General features: G+C 40.3%; 1 tRNA gene, 1 rRNA gene and 1 pseudogene. All 3 read right to left on the reverse strand.

Annotated features, from left to right (window positions below):
• Window positions 1-155 (reverse strand): 16S ribosomal RNA (locus tag HT693_RS11535); the annotation flags it as partial.
• Window positions 156-407: 252 nt separating this feature from the next.
• Window positions 408-479, reverse strand: a tRNA-Glu gene (locus HT693_RS11540).
• Window positions 480-528: 49 nt separating this feature from the next.
• Window positions 529-998, reverse strand: a pseudogene (locus HT693_RS11545) (IS30 family transposase); the annotation flags it as partial.

Below are 998 nucleotides of genomic sequence, written 5' to 3' on the forward strand. Positions count from 1 at the left end.
CAATAGTTATCCCCCGCTACTAGGCAGGTTACCTACGCGTTACTCACCCGTTCGCAACTCATCCAGAGAAGCAAGCTCCTCCTTCAGCGTTCTACTTGCATGTATTAGGCACGCCGCCAGCGTTCGTCCTGAGCCAGGATCAAACTCTCATTAAAAGTTTGAGTTCTCACTCATTTCTGTCGCTGACAGATTTATTGTTTTTTCATTGTTCAGTACTACAACCTTGGTTGTAGTGCCCTGCACATTGGTTCGTCTTGTTCAGTTTTCAAAGGTCTTTGTCACTCGCTTCTCTCAAGCGACAACTATATTAGTATATCGCAATCACTTTCGCTTGTCAACACTTTTTTGAAACTTTTTTAAGTTTTTTTAAAACTTTTTTCATCAAGTGTTACAGCCGCAACATACCATAGTCCGTACGGGATTCGAACCCGTGTTACCGCCGTGAAAAGGCGGTGTCTTAACCCCTTGACCAACGGACCAGAGTGGTTATTTTCAACTCTTACTATTATACAGTCTTTTTCAGACTTGTCAACACCTTTTTCTAATTTTTTTAAACTTTTTACAATTTGCTAACTTCTCGCCAAATTTCAAGTTCAAGTTAGCCATGAAGAAGTCTTCTCTGGGTGATTTGTAGTTCAAGCATTTTTTAGGATAGTTATTAATCCAATTTTCGATGAATGCGACTTCTTTGGGAGTCGTTTTCTTAGTTCCCTTAGGTAACCATCTCCGAATGAGCCTGTTGTGATTCTCATTAGTTCCCCTTTCCCAAGAGGCATAGGGGCGCATAATAGATATGTTCCTCAGAAAATACATCAGACAAGCGGTTAAATTCTGTACCATTATCTGCCGTGATGGACAGAATCTTGTCTTGTTTTAAGATGTGTTTTAAAGCCTGATTGACCGCCTCAGGACTTTTATTTGGAATCCATGGGATAATTGGATGCCTAGACCTTCGATCAGTTCGAATCAATAAGCAATAATTTTTTACTCTTGTAAGC

It is taken from the genome of Streptococcus sp. 2154, assembly GCF_013277255.1.
GTDB lineage: Bacteria > Bacillota > Bacilli > Lactobacillales > Streptococcaceae > Streptococcus > Streptococcus pseudopneumoniae.